The sequence below is a fragment of the Arthrobacter globiformis genome, assembly GCF_003261175.1.
GTDB classification, from domain to species: Bacteria; Actinomycetota; Actinomycetes; order Actinomycetales; family Micrococcaceae; genus Arthrobacter; species Arthrobacter globiformis_A.
Window position 1 is genome coordinate 115,832 of record NZ_QLNP01000064.1, and the last position, 17,577, is coordinate 133,408.

15 protein-coding genes are annotated in these 17,577 nt (G+C 66.1%); 11 read left to right on the forward strand and 4 right to left on the reverse strand.

Features of this window, described 5'->3' with window-relative positions:
* Positions 1–43 precede the first annotated feature (43 nt).
* The 3 genes from DBZ45_RS07490 (at position 44) to DBZ45_RS07500 (ending at position 2,199) form a co-directional block, all read left to right on the forward strand.
* Positions 44–1,357, forward strand: coding sequence for an acyltransferase family protein (locus tag DBZ45_RS07490; protein ID WP_111903288.1), 1,314 nt, complete (start codon positions 44–46; stop codon positions 1,355–1,357).
* The gene (locus DBZ45_RS07495; RefSeq protein ID WP_111903289.1) at positions 1,354–1,707 is read left to right on the forward strand and encodes a GNAT family N-acetyltransferase; all 354 of its coding nucleotides are present in this window, start codon (positions 1,354–1,356) and stop codon (positions 1,705–1,707) included. The genes DBZ45_RS07490 and DBZ45_RS07495 overlap by 4 nt, the downstream gene beginning before the upstream one ends.
* Positions 1,708–1,887: 180 nt before the next feature.
* The gene (locus DBZ45_RS07500) at positions 1,888–2,199 is read left to right on the forward strand and encodes a hypothetical protein (protein ID WP_111903290.1); all 312 of its coding nucleotides are present in this window, start codon (positions 1,888–1,890) and stop codon (positions 2,197–2,199) included.
* Positions 2,200–2,237: 38 nt separating this feature from the next.
* Here the strand turns inward: DBZ45_RS07500 and DBZ45_RS07505 are convergent, their stop codons facing one another.
* Complete coding sequence (locus DBZ45_RS07505) at positions 2,238–2,720, reverse strand: hypothetical protein (protein ID WP_111903291.1); 483 nt, start codon at positions 2,718–2,720, stop codon at positions 2,238–2,240.
* 289 nt (positions 2,721–3,009) lie between these two features.
* Here DBZ45_RS07505 and DBZ45_RS07510 point away from each other — a divergent pair, with 289 nt between their 5' ends.
* The 5 genes from DBZ45_RS07510 to DBZ45_RS07530 all read left to right on the forward strand — a co-directional run bounded on the left by DBZ45_RS07510 (position 3,010) and on the right by DBZ45_RS07530 (position 9,319).
* Complete coding sequence (locus DBZ45_RS07510; RefSeq protein WP_190243052.1) at positions 3,010–4,677, forward strand: pyridoxal phosphate-dependent decarboxylase family protein; 1,668 nt, start codon at positions 3,010–3,012, stop codon at positions 4,675–4,677.
* Complete coding sequence (locus DBZ45_RS07515; RefSeq protein WP_111903292.1) at positions 4,674–6,035, forward strand: lysine N(6)-hydroxylase/L-ornithine N(5)-oxygenase family protein; 1,362 nt, start codon at positions 4,674–4,676, stop codon at positions 6,033–6,035. Before DBZ45_RS07510 ends, DBZ45_RS07515 begins: the two co-directional genes overlap by 4 nt.
* Positions 6,032–6,595: a GNAT family N-acetyltransferase gene (locus DBZ45_RS07520; RefSeq protein ID WP_111903293.1), complete on the forward strand. Its 564-nt coding sequence runs from the start codon at positions 6,032–6,034 to the stop codon at positions 6,593–6,595. Before DBZ45_RS07515 ends, DBZ45_RS07520 begins: the two co-directional genes overlap by 4 nt.
* Complete coding sequence (locus DBZ45_RS07525) at positions 6,592–8,439, forward strand: IucA/IucC family protein (RefSeq protein WP_111903294.1); 1,848 nt, start codon at positions 6,592–6,594, stop codon at positions 8,437–8,439. The genes DBZ45_RS07520 and DBZ45_RS07525 overlap by 4 nt, the downstream gene beginning before the upstream one ends.
* Before the next feature lie 76 nt (positions 8,440–8,515).
* Positions 8,516–9,319 carry an SDR family NAD(P)-dependent oxidoreductase gene (locus DBZ45_RS07530; RefSeq protein WP_111903295.1) on the forward strand — a complete coding sequence of 268 codons (804 nt, stop codon included), beginning with the start codon at positions 8,516–8,518 and terminating at the stop codon, positions 9,317–9,319.
* On the opposite strand, the gene DBZ45_RS07535 is transcribed toward DBZ45_RS07530, so the two are convergent.
* Positions 9,258–10,343 carry an FUSC family protein gene (locus tag DBZ45_RS07535; protein ID WP_111903296.1) on the reverse strand — a complete coding sequence of 362 codons (1,086 nt, stop codon included), beginning with the start codon at positions 10,341–10,343 and terminating at the stop codon, positions 9,258–9,260. The genes DBZ45_RS07530 and DBZ45_RS07535 overlap by 62 nt on opposite strands.
* Before the next feature lie 223 nt (positions 10,344–10,566).
* Positions 10,567–12,195: an MFS transporter gene (locus DBZ45_RS07540; protein ID WP_111903297.1), complete on the reverse strand. Its 1,629-nt coding sequence runs from the start codon at positions 12,193–12,195 to the stop codon at positions 10,567–10,569.
* 462 nt (positions 12,196–12,657) lie between these two features.
* On the opposite strand from DBZ45_RS07540, the gene DBZ45_RS07545 reads away from it, so the two are divergent.
* The gene (locus DBZ45_RS07545; RefSeq protein WP_111903298.1) at positions 12,658–13,164 is read left to right on the forward strand and encodes a DUF2231 domain-containing protein; all 507 of its coding nucleotides are present in this window, start codon (positions 12,658–12,660) and stop codon (positions 13,162–13,164) included.
* Between the two features lie 239 nt (positions 13,165–13,403).
* Positions 13,404–13,664 carry a hypothetical protein gene (locus DBZ45_RS07550; protein WP_111903299.1) on the forward strand — a complete coding sequence of 87 codons (261 nt, stop codon included), beginning with the start codon at positions 13,404–13,406 and terminating at the stop codon, positions 13,662–13,664.
* Between the two features lie 57 nt (positions 13,665–13,721).
* Here DBZ45_RS07550 and DBZ45_RS07555 read toward each other — a convergent pair whose 3' ends face one another.
* Positions 13,722–16,331 carry an ATP-dependent DNA ligase gene (locus DBZ45_RS07555; protein WP_111903300.1) on the reverse strand — a complete coding sequence of 870 codons (2,610 nt, stop codon included), beginning with the start codon at positions 16,329–16,331 and terminating at the stop codon, positions 13,722–13,724.
* A gap of 40 nt (positions 16,332–16,371) precedes the next feature.
* On the opposite strand from DBZ45_RS07555, the gene ku reads away from it, so the two are divergent.
* Positions 16,372–17,505, forward strand: coding sequence for a non-homologous end joining protein Ku (ku, locus tag DBZ45_RS07560; protein ID WP_111903301.1), 1,134 nt, complete (start codon positions 16,372–16,374; stop codon positions 17,503–17,505).
* Positions 17,506–17,577: the final 72 nt, after the last annotated feature.

Below are 17,577 nucleotides of genomic sequence, written 5' to 3' on the forward strand. Positions count from 1 at the left end.
GGAAACTACAACGACGTAAGCGAGTTCCAGTGGTGGGGGCGCCATGAAGAATTCCACGGAACCTGCAGCGGGAACGGATAGTGCCCGGCCCGCCCGGGACCTGGCCATCGATTTCGCGCGCCTGGTCTGCCTCGCCCTGGTGGTGGTGGGGCACTGCATGATGACCAGCCCGGTGCTGCACCCCGACGGTACTGTCACCACGGAAAACACCCTGGCCGAGCAGGACTGGTTCGAGCCGGTCATCTGGGTCTTCATGGTGATGCCGCTGTTCTTCGTGGTCGGAGGCATCACCGGGGCACGGTCCTGGCTCCGCATGCAGGCGCGCGGCGGCAGCGGCTTTGAGTTTATCCAGTCCCGGCTGCTGCGACTGGTCCGTCCGGCGGCAGCGCTGCTGGCGGTCATGTTCGTCGGGCTCTGGGGCGCGCTGCTGGCCGGCGTGGATCCGCAGGTGGTGCAGCTGCTGGCCAGCGGGGCCGGCATGCCGCTGTGGTTCCTCGCGGCCTATCTGGCGGCCCAGCTGAACATTCCGCTTCTGGTGGGGCTGCACCGGCGTGCCCCGTGGCTGACGCTGCTGGGCCTGGTGGCCCTCGTGGTGACGGTTGACTGCTTCCGCGGGGCTTTCCCCACGCTCGCGAACATCAACATGGTGTTCGTGTGGTGCGCCGCGCAGCAACTCGGGTTCTTTATGGCGGACGGTTGGCTGGACCGGTGGAGCAGGTCGCAGCTGGCAGGGCTGATCGCGGCGAGCAACCTGCTGATGCTCGTTCTGGTGGTGCTCGGCCTGTACCGGGACAACATGCTGGTAAACCTGAATCCACCCAACCTTAGCCTGTTCCTGCTGGGTATCTCGCAGGCGGCGGTGCTGCAGCTGTCCCGGCCACTGCTGAACGCACTGGCCAACGTGCGCTGGATCCGTGCCGTGATGGTCGTCGTCGGCCGGCATGCGATGACGGTCTACCTTTGGCACCTGCCGCTGCTGGCCGCCATGACCGGACTGCTCCTGCTGACCAATTTCCCCCAACCCGCCTCGGGCAGCGCGGAATGGTGGTGGTCACGCCCGCTCGTTTTCATCGGAGTGGTCCTCCTCCTGCTGCCGGCGGTCCTCCTGTTCGGGCGGCTTGAGGATCGGCCGACGCCGGCCATGCACTCGCGCGGCCGGGCGCCGGGCGCTGTGGTGACCGCCGTCGTCGTCGTTTTTGTCCCGGTGGCAGACGCCGCCGTCAACGGCCTGACGCTGGGACTTCTGGGCGGCGGGGCCGCCTGCTTCGTCCTGGCCGTGCTGTTGCTGGGGCGCGTTCCCGCGCGCGGAATTCGACCATTGCCAGCACAGCCATTAAGTGCCAATGTCGAACCATGACCGAGAACACGACAGCCGCCGAGGACCAATTCACCCCGGACGTCACCACCTTCCGGAATGACGCGCTCCACCGCTACGAATTGCACGTGGGCGGGCAGCTGGCGGTGGAGGTCAGGTTCGAAGACAAGCCTGGGCACGTGGACTTCATCCACACCCAGACATCCGAGCAGTTCCAGGGCCACGGTCTGGCCAAGGTGCTGATCCACTTCGCCCTCGACGATGTTGTGGCGGCGGGGAAGCGGATCATCCCGCACTGCCCGTTCACGGCCCGCTACCTCCGCAAACACGAGGTGTACACGCAGTGCATCGACTGGCCGGAGGCGGCCGCGCCCAAGCTTCTGGGCACCTGAAGCACCCCACGCCGCAGGGTCCCCACAAGCCGTGAACCGCGGTACTTGTGACCGCGGGGACATTTCCGTACGATCGGGCGAGGGCTATGCAGTTGGCCTTCGGACTCTCTATTTTGGGGATCTCTTTGAACAACTGCGTGTGCCGGGGCGATGACTGACGACCCGATGAACGAAGAAGCTATGCCCGAAGACGTAGCCGCCGGTCCCGTGACGGACGAAGAGCTGCGCCGTCTTCTGGACGGATGCCTGAACGAGGCCGTGGACCCGGCTGCAATCCTCGCGGCGATGCCGGATGCCGAGTTGGGCCGTCTTGCCGATGGGCTGTACCGGCACTTGGACACTCCCAGCCCTGCTTTCGGTGCGCGGTTCTGGTATGTCCAGGTCAGCGAGGAGCTCCGTCTGCGACACCTTGGCTCGTACCAGTCGGCCGCCATTGTTCCGGGCGCCATCGCTGCGGCGGGCCCGGTGGCGAGCGAGGTCCCGGCCGGGTAGGTACGGGCGCTTAAGTGTCAGTTCGCGCTAGGTGGGGATTAGGGCGGCGGGGACTGCTTTGCCCCGTTCCGTTGCCAATTCTTCCGTTGCCATTGCGCCGCGTGCCAGAAAAGCAGGCCAAGGGCTCCGACGAGCCCGGCGAAAAGGATCTGCGGCGCGAACGTGATCCACATGTAGCTGACGGGCATGACCTGCGGCTCGGTGCCTGAATTCAGTGATTCCTGCGCGAGCGTGAAGACTCCGAAGGGCGACACCAGCAGGATCGCCACGAGAACCCACAACGCCGCGATGAATGGGTTCACGGTGAGGCGGCTCCGCTGCCCGAAGTCCGCCGCCTCGTAGGGTCCAGCGCCCGGTTGTACCGGCCCGAAGCCCGGCTTCGCAAATTCTTGCCTGCCCTCGCCCGCCATTGAAGGGCCCAGGCGGCCGTCCCCGGCAGGCCTCATGCGCCCGTATCCGGTGGGATTTCCCTGCGGATCGACTTCCCGAAAATTGATCGGATCATGCTCACTGCCGGACATGTCCCCCTGCTTCCTGCTGCAGTCGACGCCTAGTGCCAGAAACTCTACTCCGCCCGCCCCGCCCTGTCCCCGCAGTGGCGCCCGCCCTGTCCCGGGTTGGGCATTATGTGCCGTTCGGCCGCGCCGGGAAAGTCAATGACCCCGGATAACAAAGAAAATTACCCGGATCTGCGCGGCTCTTGGAATTACATCATGGAAGTTTGACTAAAAGGTTTACCTAAGTAAGGCTGTGCTTGCTTGGTGCTGTTGCTGGTGCCGGCTGCATATCCCACCGAAAAAAGGATGAACTATGACGCTGCTGCCCGACGTGGACGAGCCACGCACGGACTTCGAGGCCGAAACCGGAGTTGAGGCCCAAAACCCGTACGCCCAACACGCCGGCCCGGCTGCTTCCAGCCTGGACTTCGGGGCCGGCATCGAACTCGCCCTCGCCGCCAGCAACCAGCTGTTCAATGCCCGGAATGCCCCGCGCTACGTGGCCCAGGTGCTGCAGGGTGTCAACGCTGTGGCCACCAAACTCGAACGGACCTCGCAGCCGTTCACCGGCGTCGGCCCGGCCGAGATGAAGCGCCGCGTGGCGGCCGTGGACCTGGAGCGGCCGCTGCCGGATACCGCGGCAGCCCTCGAGGAGCTGCAGGACACCTACCTGCGGGACGCCGTGTACTTCCATGATGCGAAGTACGCCGCACACCTGAACTGCCCGGTCGTCATTCCCGCCCTGGTGGGCGAGGCCGTGCTCTCGGCCGTGAACTCGTCCATGGACACCTGGGACCAGAGCGCAGGCGCCACCATGATCGAGCGCCGCCTCATCGACTGGACGGCAGAGCGGCTCGGACTGGGACACGCGGCCGACGGCGTGTTCACGTCAGGCGGCAGCCAGTCCAACCTGCAGGCACTGCTTATTGCCCGCAACCACGCGGTGGCCAGGCTGCGGCAGGAGCGGGCGAACGAGGGGCTGCGCCTGCCGCTGCTGCTGGAGAAGCTGCGGATCTTCACCTCGGCGGACAGCCATTTCAGCATCCAAAAGTCGGCCTCCATGCTCGGGCTGGGGTTCGACGCCGTCGTGTCCGTCGCCTGCGCGGCGGACCACCGGATGGATCCGGCCGCTTTGGCCAGTGCGTTGGCTACGGCCCACGACGGCGGCCTGATTCCCATGGCGGTTGTGGGTACCGCGGGGACCACTGACTTCGGCGCCGTGGATCCGCTGACCGACCTCGCCGCCCTGGCCGGAGCCTACGGTGCCTGGTTCCACGTTGACGCCGCGTACGGCGGCGGGCTCATGGTCTCCAACCGCCACCGACATCTCCTGGACGGCATCCGGCTGGCGGACTCCGTCACGGTGGACTTCCACAAGACCTTCTTCCAGCCGGTCAGCTCCAGCGCGCTGCTGGTCCGCGAGGGTGCAATGCTGCGCCACGTCACCTACTACGCCGACTACCTGAACCCGGAAACCGCTGCCCGCGCCGAGATCCCCAACCAGGTGGACAAGAGCATCCAGACCACGCGCCGGTTCGACGCCCTCAAGTTGTGGCTCACGCTCCGGATCATGGGCGCCGCTGCCGTTGGCGCGCTGCTCGACGAGGCGATCGACCTGGCGGCCCGGGTGGGCTCGGTACTCGCTGCCGACAATGACTTCGAGCTGGCGGCCGAACCCCAGCTGAGCACGCTGGTTTTCCGGTACCGTCCTGTCCTGGCAGACGGAACAAGGCTGTCTGAGGACGCGGCCGACGAGCTGAATCCGGCCATCCGCGCGGCCGTGTTCGCGTCCGGCCAGGCTGTCGTGGCGGGCACTAAGGTTGCCGGACGGCACTACCTGAAGTTCACGCTGCTCAACGCCGAGGCAACTCTCGAGGACATCGGCGAGATCATCGGCCTGCTTCGAGGCTCCGGCGAAAGCCTGCTCGGAGCCGGTCTCCGGGGTGCCGGCTCCGCCGCGCGGACGGCGGCCCAGGCATGAGCACGGCATCATCCAGCACCCCTGCATGGAGCACCCCAGGCAAGGGCCGCGTTTACGACTTCGCCGGGATCGGCGCCGGGCCCTTCAACCTGGGGCTCGCCGCGCTAAGCGAACCGGTTGAAGGCCTGGACGGCGTATTCCTCGAGCGCCGCGAATCCTTCGACTGGCATCCCGGCATGATGCTGGAGCCTGCCCACCTGCAGGTGCCGTTCATGGCGGACCTCGTGACGCTGGCGGATCCCACCTCACCGTACTCGTTCCTGAACTTCCTCAAGCAGACCGGGCGGCTCTACCGCTTCTACATCCGCGAAAACTTCTACCCGTTGCGGGCCGAGTACAACCAGTACTGCCAGTGGGTTGCGGGCCAACTACGTTCGGTCCGGTTCGGCGCGGACGTCACCGAGGTGACTTACGACGACGGCGTGTACACGCTTGCGGTGGACGGCCCGGCCGGGCCGGAGGTGCTTCGTACGCGCCGGCTGGTGCTCGGCACCGGAACATCGCCCTACATCCCGGAATCATGCCGCGGGATCCTGGAGTTCGGGGGAACGGTCCTCCACAACGCGGACTACCTGGCGCGGAAGAGCGAACTCCAGCAGCGGCGCAGCATCACCATCGTCGGCAGCGGGCAGAGTGCGGCAGAGATCTACTACGAACTGCTTCAGGACATCGACGTGCATGGGTATCAGCTCAACTGGGTCACGCGCTCAGGCAGGTTCTTCCCGCTGGAGTACACCAAGCTCACCCTGGAGATGACCTCGCCGGAGTACGTCGACTATTTCCACGGGCTCCCGCAGGACCGGCGCGACGCCCTCATCCGGAGCCAGAAGAACCTCTACAAGGGCATCAACTCCGAGCTCATCGATTCGATCTACGACCTCCTGTACACCAAGAGCCTCTCCGGCATGGTGGACACCCGGCTGCTCACGCATTCGACCGTGACTGGTGCCGCCTGGAACGCCTCCACCGCGTCCCACACGCTGGAGCTGTCCCACGGGGAGCAGGGCTCGGACTACTCGCTGGAGACGGAGGCGGTGGTTCTGGCCACCGGATACGCGTACCATGAGCCGTCGTTCCTGGCCGGCGTGCAGGAGCGCATTGCCCGTGACGGCGCTGGAAGGTTCGCCGTGCAGCGCAACTACAGCACCGGCGTCGAACCCGGCGAAATCTTCGTGCAGAACGCGGAACTCCACACCCACGGTTTCGTCACGCCGGACCTCGGCATGGCCGCCTACCGGAACTCGTGCATCCTCCGGGAAATCCTGGGTAGTGAGGTCTATCCGGTGGAGCGCAGCATCGCTTTCCAGGAGTTCGGCGCGCCCTCTGCAGTATCTACGAGCATAGAGGTGACCGCATGAGTTTCACGTTCCGGTGCGTCGACGCCGTCGCCGACGCGCCACTCATCCACAGCTGGGTCACCCGCCCGTACGCCTCCTTCTGGGGGATGCTGAGCGCGACGCTTGAGGACGTCGTGGAGGAGTATTCCAAAGTCCAGTCCAGCGGCCATCACCACGCGCTGCTGGGGATCGACGACGGCGTCCCCGCCTTCCTGATGGAGGAGTACCTGCCGGAGTCGTCGCCGCTCTCGGCCGTCTACGCCGTCCAGCCCGGCGACATCGGCATGCACCTGCTGGTCGCACCGCCGCAGGGAACGCCCCGACCTGGGTTCACGGCCGGCGTCATGGAGTCCGTCCTGGACCGGCTCTTCCAAAAGCCCGGCGTGGAGCGCGTGGTGGTGGAGCCCGACGCCCGAAACACCAAGATCCACGTCCTCAACACGCGGCTGGGCTTCGAGCCCGCCGGCGAGGTGACCCTTCCGGACAAGCAGGCCCTCCTGAGTTTCTGCACGCGCGAGTCGTTCCACTCGGCCCGCACCGCCCGTTCCTCTACCCCGAATAACCAGGGAGCATCACTGTGACCACCCTTGAACTTGAAACTGCCCTGACCGCAGGCAACGCGGCACCCCACCTCACTCCCGAACGCTGGGCTGCTGCCAACAGGCACCTGGTCCGCAAGGCGCTCGCCGAGTTCTCGCACGAGCGGATCCTGGTTCCGGAAGCGGTGGGTCACCATGACAGGAACAGCGACGGCGGGTACCGGGTCCGCAGCGATGACGGCACCGTTGAATACCGCTTCTCCGCCCGGATCCTGCAGCTGGACCACTGGTCCGTCGACGCGGCTTCCATTACCTGCAGCCGCGACGGCCAGGACGCCCCGCTGGACGCGCTGTGCTTCATCACCGAACTTTCCGGCACCCTCGGCATCCGCCAGGAGATGCTCCCCGTCTACCTTGAGGAGATCAGCAGCACGCTCTCCAGCCATGCGTTCAAGCAATGGGTGGGCCAGCCGTCGTCGGCCGAACTGGCGGCCGGCGTGACCCGCGGAGCGGACGCAGCCACGGACTTCCAGGCGATTGAACGCAGCATGATCGAGGGGCATCCGTGCTTTGTGGCCAACAACGGCCGGCTGGGCTTCGGAATCGGTGACTACCGCGCCTTCGCCCCCGAGACCGGAGCCCCGGTGCAGCTGGTGTGGATCGCGGTGCACCGCAGCAAGGCTGTCTTCACCTCCAGCGCAGGCCTGGACTATGCCGCCCATCTCGAAGCCGAACTGGGGACTGGCGCACTGGCGTTCTTCGACGCCGAGCTCGGTGCCCATGGCCTCGACCCGGCGGAGTACTTCCTGATGCCGGTGCATCCATGGCAGTGGGAGAACAAGCTGACGGTCACGTTCGCGGCCGAGATCGCGCAACGGCACATCGTCCACCTCGGGATCGGGGCCGACAGCTACCAGGCGCAGCAGTCCATCCGCACGTTTTTCAACACCACGGCGCCGGACAAGACATACGTGAAGACAGCCATGTCGGTCTTGAACATGGGGTTCATGCGCGGGCTGTCGCCGCAGTACATGAAGGCAACGCCGGCGATCAATGACTGGCTCCAGGATCTGATCGCCGGTGACGAGGCGCTCCAGGGCAGGGGGCTCGCCATGATCCGCGAAGTGGCGGCCATTGGCTATCACAACGGCTATTACGAGGCAGCCGCCGTGAAGGGCTCACCGTACCGCAAGATGCTGTCCGCGCTGTGGCGGGAGAACCCGCTGCCGCTGCTCAGGGACGGGCAGCAGTTGGCCACCATGGCCTCGCTCCTGCACGTCGACGCCGCGGGCAAGCCCATGGTGTCGGCGCTGATTGAGCAATCGGGGCTGGAGCCTGGCGCGTGGCTGCGGCAGTACTTCGAGACGTACCTCGTGCCGCTGGTGCACTGCCTGTGCCGCTACGAGCTCGCGTTCATGCCGCACGGCGAGAACGTGATCCTGGTCCTCGAGAACGGCGTGCCCGTCCGCGCCGTCATGAAGGACATCGCCGAGGAGATTGTGGTGATGGGGGACAGGCTTGACCTGCCCGAAGCGGTGGCCAGGATCAAGGCGGACATACCCGACGGCGACAAGGTCCTGTCCATCTTCACGGATGTGTTCGACTGCATCTTCCGTTTCCTTGCCGCCCTTTTGGAGGAAGACGGCGTGCTCAGCGGCGAGGAGTTCTGGCGCACGGCGGCGGCAGCGGTTCGTGACTATCAGAGTGAGCACCCGGAACTGGCGGACCAGTTTGCCCGCCACGACCTGTTCGCCGCCGACTTCGAGCTGTCCTGCCTGAACCGGCTGCAGCTGCGCAACAACCAGCAGATGCTCGATCTGGCAGACCCGTCCGGCGGGCTGCAGAAGGCGGGCAGGCTCGCGAATCCCCTGGCCAACTTCGCCTGAGCTGCGCCACCGGGAGGGGCTGATCCCTGCGGCACCGCGGGGCTGTTTCTGCGTGCCGCGGGCTTAGGCTGTTGCCATGACGCCCAACACCGCCAGACCCACAGCCCTCGTCACCGGCGCCACCGCAGGACTGGGCGCAGAATTCGCCCGCCAGCTCGCCGAACAGGGGAACAACCTCGTGCTCGTGGCCCGCGACACGGCACGGCTGCAGGCCACAGCAGACGAGCTGCAGCGGCGGTACGGAACCACGGCTGAGGTGCTGACCGCGGACCTGACCGACGACGGCGGCGTGGCCGCCGTCGTCGGACGCCTTTCCGACCCCTCACGGCCGGTGGACATGCTGGTGAACAACGCCGGGATCGGGCTGCTGCACAACTTCGACGAGAACCCGATCGAGGATGAGAAGAAGCATCTGAGGCTGCACGTGCAGACTGCCATGGAGCTCAGCCACGCCGCCCTCCAGGGCATGCTGGCCCGCGGTTCCGGCCGGATCATCAACGTTGCCAGCGTGGCGGCTTTCCTGCCCCGCGGTTCCTACTCGGCGGCGAAGGCGTGGCTGCTCAGCTTCAGCCGCTGGGCGAACCTCGCCTACTCCCCCCGCGGCGTGAAGGTGACCGCCGTCTGCCCCGGCTTTGTCCACACCGAGTTCCATGACCGGATGGGGATGGACAAGTCCGTGGCCCCGGGCTGGACGTGGCTGCGGCCGGGCCGAGTGGTCCGCGAAGCACTGGCGGACAATGAGCGCGGGAAGGCTGTTTCCATCCCGACCAAGCGCTACAAGGTGCTGGCCGCCGCCGCCCGCGTGGTGCCGGACAGGTTTACGGCAGGGCCGCCGCGCCGGCCGCAGGAGCCGGGCGTCGGTTCCGGCGCGAGCGGATAAGCACCACCACGAGGATTCCGGTGCCGGCACCGACCACGGTTTCGACGGCGCGTTCGGTGATGAGCACTTGCGGGTCTGCCGGGGCCGCCAGCTGGGTCATTAGCAGGATGACCGGAGTGAACCAGACCATGGCCAGCCCGTAGTGCCGGGTCATGAACAGCTCTGTGCCGAACTGGAAGACGATCACCAGCAGCGCCAGCACCGCGGCCTCCGCTCCCGGGAAAAAATGCAGCGGAGCCCAAGGCCCCGGAAAAAGTACGACGGCGACCAGCACCAGCCCGAGGAACGTCCCCATCATCCTGTGGATGCCGCGGTGGACGCTGCTGGGCAGGTCCGCGCCGGCGAGCGGAACCGCGGCGGCGGCCATCGCCCAGTGCGGGTGGCCGCTTCCGGTCAGGAGGCCAATGGTGCCGGCGGCCCCGACGGCCAGCACATAGCGGGCCGCGTGTGTTGCCGCGTGGCGCCGGAAAGTTCCGTTGAGGCGGACTGCCGGACGGACCGCGCCGGGCTGCCAGGCCCTGCCGCGGACCCAGCCGCCGAATCCCACCAGCAAGGAGAACGCCGCGGCGCCGCCGGCGATAAGCAGGGCAACATACCAGGGCACGGGGGTGGGAACGGATGCGCAGGCGCCCAGGGCGAGGATCCCGAAGAAAGGGCCGTTGGGCCGGAGCCGCACCTTATCAGAATAGACAGACCCCACGCCCGCCAGCAGGGCTTCGATGCCAACGAGCCACCAGGAGTGCAGGCCGTTGACCGACAGGACCACGCCCACGGTCACGCCGGACAGCAGGACCATTGCCGCCTGGAGCTGATGGGTGAGCCGGAGCTGGTGCGGCTCGGAACGGCCGTACATGCCGGTGAGCGCGCCGAACACGGCATAGATGGTGAGCTCCGGCCGGCCGAGGAGCAGCAGGACGAGGGAGGGGACGGCCACGCTGATGGCCACACGCCATGCCGAGAGATGGTCATTGTTGGCGGGGCCAAAGCTGTGCAGTTGCCGCAGGTGGTGCACTACAGACTGCACCGGCCCGACCCCTTTCATCCTACGAAATTAGCATTACGGCAAAGATCTCACCGCGTGCTGCGTCACAAAGTGAGACAGGCAACAGGACGGCCTCGACTGGGCAACCCTGGCGGCGGGGGAGGCGTGGCAGCGCGAAGGCCCGCCGGGCGTGCCCCGTGGAAAGGGACATGCCGGACGGGCCTTCAGCCGCGCCAGCCTTCGCCTCCATCAGCCGATAGCGGCATCAGGTGCGGGCGGGCACCTTGTTCGGTTCGTCGTCGAGTTCCTTGTCCAGATCACTTTCCTTTTCCGGACCAGTGTTCGGTTCATCGACGGTCTCGAACGGCAGTTCGTCGAGGTCGATCAGCGGGTTCTCGTCCTGGGTGGCCACCAGTTCACGGGCCTCGGCCTGGGTGTCCACGCTGGGCATGGAGCCGGGCAGCGGGCGCTGGGCGGATTCCTTGAGGAAGTAGATGGCCGCGGCACCAACGGCCGAGGTGGCCATCAGGTAGTAGGCAGGCATCATGTCGTTGCCGGTGGCGCTGATGAGGGCGGCCACGATGAACGGCGTTGTACCGCCGAAGATTGCCACGGAGAAGTTGTAGGCAATGCCCATGGCGCCGTACCGGCTGGCCGTGGGGAACTGCGCGGGCAGCGCGGAGGCGAGGTTCGCAACGTAGAAGGTCACGGGGAAGGCGATCAGCGACAGGCCGGCCAGGGTTGACCAGACGCTGCCGATGCCGATCAGCATGAACGCCGGGGCAGCGAGGACCACGGTGCTGACGGCGCCGATCCAGAGAACCGGGCGGCGGCCGATGCGGTCCGAGAGCTTGCCGGTCAGCGGAATGCAAAGGCTCATGACCACGAGTACCGGGATGGTGAGCAGCGTGCCGTGGACAGGGTCGTAACCCTTGGACTCTGTGAGGTAGGTCGGCATGTAGGACGTCAGTGCGTAGCCGGCGGTGTTGGCCGCCGCCACGAGGATCATGGCCACGATAATGGAGCGCCAGTAGGCCTTGACGATGCCCACCGGGCCCTTTGCTGTGGCCTCATCACCGGCGGCAGCGTCCTTGGCGAGTTCCTCCTGCGCGTCCAGGGTGGCCTGGAACTGCGGGGACTCCTCAATCTTGCTTCGGAAGTACACGGCGATCAGGCCCAGGGGACCGGCGATCAGGAACGGCAGGCGCCAGCCCCAGTCCTCCATGGCGGCCTGGCCCAGCGTCAGCTGCAGCACGGACACCAGCGCGGCACCCAGGGCGAAGCCGAGGTAGCTGCCCATATCCAGGAAGCTGGCGAAGAAGCCGCGGCGTTTGTCCGGCGAGTACTCGCTCACAAACGTGGTGGCACCGGCGTACTCGCCGCCGGTGGAGAAACCCTGCACGAGTTTGAGCACCACCAGGAGGGCGGCTGCCCACATGCCGATCTGCGCGTAGCCGGGCAGCAGGCCGACGGCGAAGGTGCTTGCCGCCATCAGCATCAGCGTGGCCGCGAGGACCTTCTGGCGGCCGATCTTGTCGCCGAGCCAGCCGAACACGACGCCACCCAGCGGGCGGGCGATGAAGGTGGCAGCGAACGTGCCCAGGAGAAACAGCGTCTGCACGCTCTTGTCGGCCTCCGGCAGGAACACCGGACCCATGGTGGTGATGAGGTAGCCGAATACGCCGACGTCGTACCACTCCATGGTGTTGCCCACGATCGTGCCGCCGAGGGCCTTCTTGAGCATGGGCTGGTCGACGACGTTAACGTCGGATACCTTGAGCCGGCGCCGCGCGAGCAGCTTGGGTTTCTTCGCACTGTGGGGTGCGGCCTGGTCAGTTCCGCTGGCGTTCCTGGCGCCTGCTGAAGAGTCGGTCGTGCTTCGGTCTGTGGGCATTTGGGCAACTCCTGTGGAGGTCATTTGCTTGCGACTTATAGCTGCCCCGCTCCGGGCAGGCCTTCAATTTTACGTGATTTCCATGGATTTCGAGAGTTCGGTGCCGTATGATCACCCGGTTTAGGGGGCAAAACGGCGCTGAAGCCAGATTTGTTTTGGCCGATCTGGCCCCGCCATCCTGCGGATTTTCCGCGGCAGGGGCGATCGTTATCAAACCTTTTTCTGGAACAGGGCTCTTCCGCCCCGATTCCGCGCCGAATCCGTCCTTTCGGGCGCCCCGAGTCCGGTCCCGCCGGGCGGGGCGTGCACGGCGGCGGACGGGCGGTAATTGAACCGAACAGCGTCGCTACTCGTCTGATTGGTTAGGTCCAGGTTCAGGACCCGGGATGGTGGACCGGGAGGCCGGGACTGAGCGTTCATAACTTGCAGACGGTTTTACTTCTTCCAGACAGGGTGTTCGCCATGGACTACGAGATCAGCGGTTTGCCGATGCATGTGTTGCTCGTCCACGCCACGGTGGTCTTCGTTCCGCTGGCGGCCCTTTGCACGCTGCTCAGCCTTCTCTGGCCCGCCGCCCGACGGCGTTTGGGGATCGTCACGCCGCTGGTCGCCCTGCTGGCCCTGATCCTGGTGCCGGTTACGGCAGCGGCCGGCGCCTGGCTCTTGGACCGTGTTGATGTGACGCCGCGGATCAATGCCCACATGCAGCTCGCCGGGATGCTCCTGCCATGGGTGGTGGGCGTGTTCCTCGTGGCCCTGGCCCAGTGGCTGTGGTTCCGCTATGGCACCTCGCAGGCAGAAGTGATGAGGCGGCGAATGGGCACCGCCGGGTCCCGTATCGCGGGGATTGTCGCCGTCGTGGTCGCCCTGGTGCTCTGCGGTGGTGCCGTAGCCTCCGTGGCGATTGTCGGGGAAGCGGGATCCCGTGCGGTGTGGGAAGGATCCTTCCGGACCGGGGCCGACGACTAAGTACTCAGTCTCTTCCAGGACGACGTGATTCTGCCTAAGGTGGACCCATGGGAACACTGATCTTCGAGTAATGGACGTGCCATGGCGCGGCATTCGCCGCCGCAACTAACTCCGCCTTTCAGGTTTCTGGCTTCGCAATGCTTCTTCACTGGAGCAGGCTTCTTTGCCATCCGGTGACGGCGGATTCTCTGATCTAAATATGGGGAACAACTTCATTTCATCGCGGAAAGGAAGAACAAATGGCCGACTCCTACAACGGAAGCAGCATCAAGCCGGATGTCGCTGCGCATCTGGCCGAATCGATGGAAAGGCCGGCGCTGCCCACTCCCGAGACCCTGGCCGTGACTGCGGCCATGGGCGGGGCAAAGCAGTGGCCGGATGGCAGCGGCAAACGGCGCCACCCCAAGGAACACGGTGCAAGTCCCGGACGCGCGGGACAGGGCGCTGCCGTGACGGCGATCCACCGGACCGGCCGCCCGCAGATGCCGCACTCGTCCTGACCAGCTGAAAATACGGACAGCCTGGCTACGCCCAGTATCGGGTGTCGCCAGGCTGTTTCATGCTTCCCTCACCACCTCCGCCGGTTCCTTGTCCAGCCGCCAGCCGCGCCATACCGGGTGGCGAAGCTTGCCGCTCCCTGTCCACTCGCCGAAGGCCACCTCACCCACCAGGGCGGGGTCCACCCAGCGCGCGTCTGCCGCATCCGCTGACGGAACATCATCGAACGGCGACGTCTTCTGCGCCAGTCCCTCCATCTTTTTCCGCAGCTCCTCCAGTTCACGCATGCTGAAGCCGCTTCCCACGCGGCCCACATACCGCAGCGTCTTGCCCTCCGGAATGCCCACCAGCAGGGACCCCACGGTGTTGGACCGGTCGCCCTTACCAGGACGCCAACCCCCCACCACCACTTCCTGCGTCTGTTCGATCTTGAGCTTGATCCACGTGTGGGTCCGTTGCCCGCTTACGTAGCGGCTGTCCGCGCGCTTGGCCATCACGCCTTCCAGGCCCAGCTCGCGGGCGCTTTCCAGGATGTGCTCCACCTTCTCGTCGAGGGTCTCCGACAGTTCCACCGGGCACCCGCCAGGTTCGAAGAAGTCCGCGAGACGTTCCCGCCGCTTCCTCAGGGGCAGCCTGCGCAGGTCGTCGCCGTCGTCGGCGAGCAGGTCAAAGAGCATCATCCGCACCGGGATGGTGGCACGGGCCCGTTTCACGTCGCCCGGCCTCGTCAGCTTCATCCTTCCCTGCAGGAGCCCGAAGTCGGGCCGCCCGGAAGGCCCGACGGCGAAGATCTCACCGTCCGCGATGAAGTCCTGCGGGGGCCAGCAGCTCCTGTCCGTGAATTCGGGATAGCTGGCCGACATGTCGTTGCCGTTCCGGCTCAGGAGCCTGATTTGATCGCCGTCCGCCACCACGAGCGCACGGATCCCGTCCCACTTCAGTTCGAAGAGCCATTCGCTGCCATGCAGATCCGCCAGCGTGCCGGCCGAGGCGAGCATGGGGGCCGGGTCCTCCCGGAGGGTGTCCTTTCGGGGTGCTGCCGGCCTCGAAGCGGCCGTGCGGGCCGGGCTCTCTGGTTCTTTGGCAGCAGCCGGCTCCTTGGAGCTCGCGGCTCCTTTGGTGCCGCCCAGCTTTTTCCGCGTTCCCGGGACCCGGTCCATCAGATGGATGAGCCACTGCGACTCCTCGCCGTGGCCTTTCCCGGTATGGATCAGGGCGAACCTCCTGGTGCCGCCAAGGCCGCCGCCCTCACGGCCCGTCAGTGTGGCAATGACTTCTTTGCCGTTGACCCATTTTTCGAGCTCATAGACACCTTTGTCCCAGATGCTGACGCTGCCGGCCCCGTACTCGCCTTTGGGGATGTCGCCCTCAAAATCGGCATAGTCCATGGGGTGGTCTTCGGTCTGCACCGCCAGGTGGTTCTTGTCCCCTGACTCCGGCACGCCCTTCGGCAGCGCCCAGGAGACAAGCACACCCTCGTGCTCCAGCCGGAAGTCGTAATGGAGCCGGCTGGCATGGTGCTCCTGGATGACGAAGATCTCCTTGCCCGCCTGCGCCGCAACGCCGTTAGCCTTTGCCGCGTGGTGCTCTTCCGCGGTGAACGGCTCCGGTGTTTTGCCCTGGTCGCGCAGGGAGCGGTACTTATTCAGCCGGGAATCCGCGTGCCCACCGCCGCGCAGTCCTGCGGTTCCCGTGGGTGCGTGGTCCAGGTGGGCTGCGTTTGCGCTGCCGGCGCCGTCAGGGCGGCCGGTGCCGGCTTGGCCTGCGACAAGGTGCCCGGTGGCCGAACTGACCGGGGCGAAGGGATCCTTGCCGGCCGCCACCCGGCGCATGACCTCCTGATAGTCCAGGTGTTTCAGCGACGGCGAACTCAACTCCCGCCAGGTACGCGGAGCCGCCACAGTGGGGTGCAGGCGGCCGCGGAGCGAATACGGAACGATGGTGGTCTTCGCAGCGTTGTTCTGGCTCCAATCCACCAGGACCTTTCCCGTCCTGAGGGACTTCTTCATGTCACTGACCGCGAGGTCCGGATGGTCGGCCTCCAGGGCACGGGCCAATTCACGGGCGAAGGCGGAGACCTCATCGGACGTCTGTGTACCGTCCAGGACGGCGTACAGATGGATCCCCTTGCTGCCGCTGGTGACCGGAAGGGGATCAAGCCCCACGTCCTGCAGGATGGTCCGCGCCAGCTTGGCCACCTCTACGCATTCGGGCAGTCCCGCCCCTTCCCCGGGATCGAGGTCCAGGACCAGCCGGTCAGGAGGCAGGGCACTGCCGTGGGAGTCCACCGTCCACTGCGGCACGTGGATTTCCAGCGAGGCGATCTGCGCCAGCCAGGTGAGCGTGGCCGGATCGTTGACCAGCGGATAGTAGTTGGTGTTGGTCTTGTGCGTGATGGCGGCGCGGGGCACCCAGCCCGGCGCTGAGTCGTCCAGGTTCTTCTGGAAAAACATCTCGCCGGGCTGGGCCTCGGTTCCTACCCCGTGCACCCACCTCTTGCGGGTTGCCGGGCGGTTCCTGGCAGCCGGGATCAGCACCGGGGCCACAGCGGCGTAATAGGCGATGACGTCCGCCTTGGTGGTGCCGGTGGCGGGGTACATCACCTTGTCGAGGTTTGTCAGGGTCAGTTCGCGGCCGCCGACCCGCACGCGTTCCTTACCGCCGGCCATGGGGCTTCACCTCAGGGCCTGCGTGCGGTTGACTTGTCCCATGAGAGCCATCTGGAAAGGCGCCATCGCGTTCGGGCTGGTCAACGTCCCGGTGAAGGTCTACAGCGCCACCGAAGACCACGACATCAGCCTCCATCAGGTGCACAACGCCGACGGCGGCCGGATCCGCTACCAGCGCCGCTGTGAGGTATGCAGCGAGGTGGTTGACTACTCCGACATCGAGAAGGCGTACGAGGACGACGGCCGGACAGTGATCCTCACCAAAGAGGAGCTCAAGGCCATTCCCGCGGAGAACAGCCACGAGATCGAAGTGGTGCAGTTTGTGCCCTCGGACCAGCTTGACCCGATTATGTTCGAGAAGAGCTACTATCTGGAGCCGGACTCCAAGTCGCCCAAGGCCTACATGCTGCTGCGCCGGGCACTGGAGGATACCGAGCGCGTAGCCGTGGTGCAGTTCGCACTGCGGGACAAGACCCGGCTGGGTGCCTTGCGCATCCGCGACGACGTCCTGATGCTCCAGGCCCTGCTGTGGGCGGACGAAGTCCGCGAAGCAGCGTTTCCGGCCCTGGACACGTCCATCCGCATCTCCGCGCAGGAACGTGAGATGTCCGCCGCGCTGGTGGAGTCCATGGCCTCCGACTTCGAGCCCGAGCAGTTCACCGACGACTACCAGGCACAGCTTCGCCAGCTCATCGAGGCGAAGCTGGAAAAGGGCGATGCGCTGGACACGGAAGAGACGTTCGGTGCCGAGGCCGAGGGCGGCAACGGCGAAGTCATCGACCTGATGGAAGCCCTGAAGCGCAGCCTCGACAAGAAGCGCGGGGGAGGGGCGGCCGCACAAGAGTCGAGTGAGGACGAGTCGGCGGAAGACGAGCCGGCCAAACCGGCCAAGCGCAGCAGCCGGAGCAGCGCCGCCAAAAAGGACACCGAGGATTCCAACGCCGGAACAGCCAAGAGCGGTCCTGCCAAGAAGGCGACTGCAACCGCCCGGAACAAGACCGCCGGCGCTGCCAAGACGAGTGCTGCTTCCAAACCCGGCACCGCGTCCAAAACCGGTACTGCGTCGAAGACGGGCACTGCCTCCAAGACAAGCGCGGCTTCGAAAACCGGCGCTGCTGCCAAGTCCACCACGAAGACCGCGTCCACGGCGAAGACCGCGCGGAAGGGCGCCTGAAAGAGCGGGCCCCCCGCCGCGCGGCTGCACGTGCACCCGCCTAGGAATTGGGATTCTTCTTCTCTGGCATGG